This window comes from Vibrio rumoiensis 1S-45 (assembly GCF_000286955.2).
In the GTDB taxonomy this organism is placed as follows: domain Bacteria; phylum Pseudomonadota; class Gammaproteobacteria; order Enterobacterales; family Vibrionaceae; genus Vibrio; species Vibrio rumoiensis_A.
In genome coordinates this window covers 1-3,687 of record NZ_AJYK02000109.1, presented here as the reverse complement: position 1 = coordinate 3,687, position 3,687 = coordinate 1, and the positions used below count along the sequence as shown (strand labels likewise).

Sequence of the window (3,687 nt, the reverse complement as noted above, 5' to 3'; positions counted from 1 at the left end):
TTAAACTATTAAACTATTAAACTACAAATCAATATTGGTTCGTTTAGGAAAAATTGGGAGATTTTATGATTCTAGTTACTGGTGGTGCAGGCTTTATAGGTAGTGCTGTTGTTCGCTATATTATTGGAAATACAGATGATTCTGTTGTTAATGTCGATTGCTTAACTTACGCTGGTAATGTGGAATCAGTTGCTCCTATTTCAGATAGTGACCGTTACTATTTCGTACAAGCGGATATCTGCGATACTAAAGCGATGGCTGATGTTTTTACTAAATATCAACCAACTGCTGTTATGCACCTAGCGGCTGAATCACATGTTGACCGTTCAATTGATGGCCCCGCTGATTTTATAACAACAAATATTGTTGGTACATTTACTTTATTAGAAGCCGCACGTAACTATTGGGTGACTTTACCTGAAGATAAAAAGCAAGCTTTTCGTTTTCATCATATTAGTACCGATGAAGTTTATGGTGATTTAGAAGGTACAGATGATCTATTCACTGAAACGACTTCTTATGAGCCTAGCTCTCCTTATTCGGCATCTAAAGCTTCAAGTGATCATTTGGTTCGGGCTTGGCATCGTACTTACGGCTTACCTGTGATTGTAACGAACTGCTCAAATAATTACGGCCCATATCATTTTCCTGAAAAATTAATTCCACACGTAATTTTAAATGCATTAGGAGCAAAATCACTACCAGTATATGGTGATGGAAGCCAAATTCGCGATTGGTTATATGTGGAAGATCACGCGAGAGCGCTTTATAAGGTTGTTACAGAAGGAGTTGTAGGTGAAACTTATAATATCGGCGGTCATAATGAAAAGAAAAATATCGAAGTAGTAGAGACTTTATGCGCAATTCTTGATGAATTAAAGCCTATTTCAGATAATCCTGCTTTTAATTCATCATCAATGAAAAATTATAACGAACTGATTACTTTTGTTAAAGACCGCCCTGGGCATGATGTACGGTATGCTATTGATGCTTCTAAAATAGAACGTGAATTAGGCTGGATGCCAGAAGAAAGTTTTGAAACTGGGATTCGTAAAACTGTTGAATGGTATTTAAATAATGAAAATTGGTGGCAGCGCGTATTAAGCGGTGAATACCAATTAGCACGTATTGGAGGGGAATAAATATGATTAGCTCTACATCGCCAAAGTACAAAGGCATTATTTTAGCCGGAGGTTCTGGTACTAGGCTATACCCATTAACACGAGGTGTATCTAAACAACTATTACCAGTATACGATAAGCCGATGATTTATTATCCGCTTTCTACATTGATGCTCGCTGGTATTAAAGATATTTTAGTTATCACAACACCAGAAGATAATGAAGGCTTTAAGCGTTTACTTGGTGACGGTAGCGATTATGGCATTAATTTAGAGTATGCCATTCAAGAAAGTCCAGATGGACTAGCTCAAGCATTTATTATTGGTGAAGATTTTATTGGTCAAGATAATTGCTGTCTCGTATTGGGTGATAATATATTTTACGGTCAGTCATTTACCAAAACATTAAAAAATGCTGCAAGTCGTGACAAGGGTGCCACTGTGTTTGGTTATCAAGTTAAAGACCCAGAACGCTTTGGTGTTGTTGAATTTGATAGCGAAATGCGCGCTATTTCTATTGAAGAGAAGCCGCTGAAACCTAAGTCGGATTATGCCGTTACAGGCTTGTATTTTTATGACAACCGTGTTGTTGATTTAGCAAAACAAGTGAAGCCATCTCATCGTGGTGAGTTAGAAATCACAACTTTAAATGAAATGTACTTAAATGATGGTTCACTGAATGTTGAGTTGTTAGGGCGTGGTTTCGCTTGGTTGGATACTGGCACACACGAAAGCCTACACGAAGCATCATCATTTGTTCAGACTATCGAACATGTACAAGGTTTGAAAGTAGCATGCTTGGAAGAGATAGCGTTTACTCAAGGTTGGTTAACTTCGGAAGACCTTAAGCGTATAGCTACCCCGATGATTAAGAATGAGTATGGACGATACCTCAATAAACTAGCTGAAAAAAAGATGGCATATTAAAATCATGATGAAAGTATTAATTACAGGTTGCAATGGACAAGTTGGGCATTGCTTAGTTCAGCAATTAAGCGGTAAAGCGCAAGTATTGGCATTGGATGTTTCTGGTCTTGATATTACTGACAAAGATCAGGTGATGACAAAAGTAGTTGAATTTGAACCAGACTTTATTATCAATGCCGCAGCCCACACGGCCGTAGATAAAGCTGAATCTGAAGAAGCATTATCAAATGCAATTAATTGTGATGGCCCACGTTATCTTGCTGAGGCTGCTCATTCAGTTGGTGCTGTAATATTACATATTTCTACAGATTATGTGTTTGAAGGTAATAAAAAAGGCCAATACAATGAAGATGACGTTACAAATCCCCAAGGTGTTTATGGGGCAACTAAACTTTCAGGAGAGTTAGCGGTTGCACAAGCATGTGCTCGTCATATTATTATAAGAACTGCTTGGGTCTTTGGTGAGCATGGTAATAACTTTGTAAAGACAATGCTACGTCTTGGTAAGGATCGTGATGAATTAAGTATTGTTAGTGACCAGTTTGGAGGACCTACCTTTGCAGGGGATATTGCGGCAGCGCTTATTGTTATAGCAAAGGAAATTCAAGCAGGTAATGAAGAGTGGGGAGTATATCATTTTTCTGGTGCGCCACATGTTAGTTGGTTTGAATTTTCTGAAGTTATTTTTGCTCAAGCATACAATCAAGGTGTCATTGATCATAAACTTAAATTAAATGCAATTAGTACTGAGCAGTACCCCACAGCAGCTAAACGTCCAGAAAACTCAAAATTGGATTGTCGGAAAATTAAAGACACTTTTGGTATCGAACCTAGTAATTGGCAATTAGCAATTAAACGAATTAAAGAGTATCAATAATGAAAGTAATAGATACAAGTATTCCAGATGTTAAAATCATTGAGCCTAGTGTTTTTGGCGATGATCGTGGTTTCTTTATGGAAACCTGGAATCAAGTAGAATTTGAAAAAAAAGTAGCGGGTAAATCAATCACCTTCGTACAAGATAATCATTCTAAGTCTAAAAAAGGTATATTACGCGGCCTTCATTACCAAACAGAAAATACACAAGGAAAGTTAGTTCGAGTTGTATCTGGTGAGGTATTTGATGTAGCAGTTGATATCCGAAAAGACTCTCCAACATTTGGCCAATGGGTAGGTGAGTATCTTTCAGCAGATAATAAACGTCAATTATGGGTGCCAGAAGGTTTTGCACATGGTTTCTATGTTATTAGTGATGAGGCTGAATTTGTTTATAAATGCACTGATTATTATAATCCAAATGCTGAGGTTTCGATAAAGTGGAATGATAAGACAATTGGAATTAATTGGCCAGTTACTAATGATCCAATATTATCAAATAAAGATGAAAGAGGTTTGTCTTTTTTAGATAGTAAAACGTTATGAAAATATATGTTTCAGTGGTTTCCCATGAACATTCCGAGCTTATAAATAAGCTCGGGTGCCTGGAATCTTTATCTAAAGATTTTCATATAATATTAAAAAGTAATGTAATTAATGATGACTTCATATGTCTTAATTATAATGAAAATATAAAGTGGTTAAACTATTCTTATAATTGTGGCTTTGGTCATAATAACAATATTGTATATCAACACTGTGTC

Annotated in this window: 4 protein-coding genes; all 4 read left to right on the top strand. The window is 36.5% G+C overall.

The genetic code is table 11. The features are described 5' to 3' along the window. The first annotated feature begins 65 nt into the window (after window positions 1–65). From rfbB to rfbC, 4 genes are read left to right on the top strand one after another with little or no spacing between them, the layout of a single operon-like run. Window positions 66–1,142: a dTDP-glucose 4,6-dehydratase gene (gene rfbB / locus A1QC_RS14690; protein WP_017024719.1), complete on the top strand. Its 1,077-nt coding sequence runs from the start codon at window positions 66–68 to the stop codon at window positions 1,140–1,142. A 2-nt stretch (window positions 1,143–1,144) separates the two neighbouring features. Next, window positions 1,145–2,047 (top strand): glucose-1-phosphate thymidylyltransferase RfbA, encoded by a 903-nt coding sequence (gene rfbA / locus A1QC_RS14685; protein ID WP_017024718.1) that lies wholly within the window; start codon window positions 1,145–1,147, stop codon window positions 2,045–2,047. A gap of 7 nt (window positions 2,048–2,054) precedes the next feature. Beyond that, on the top strand, window positions 2,055–2,924 hold the full coding sequence (gene rfbD / locus A1QC_RS14680) for a dTDP-4-dehydrorhamnose reductase (RefSeq protein ID WP_026025769.1): 870 nt from the start codon (window positions 2,055–2,057) through the stop codon (window positions 2,922–2,924). Continuing rightward, the gene (rfbC, locus tag A1QC_RS14675) at window positions 2,924–3,469 is read left to right on the top strand and encodes a dTDP-4-dehydrorhamnose 3,5-epimerase (RefSeq protein ID WP_017024716.1); all 546 of its coding nucleotides are present in this window, start codon (window positions 2,924–2,926) and stop codon (window positions 3,467–3,469) included. The genes rfbD and rfbC overlap by 1 nt, the downstream gene beginning before the upstream one ends. Window positions 3,470–3,687 lie beyond the last annotated feature (218 nt).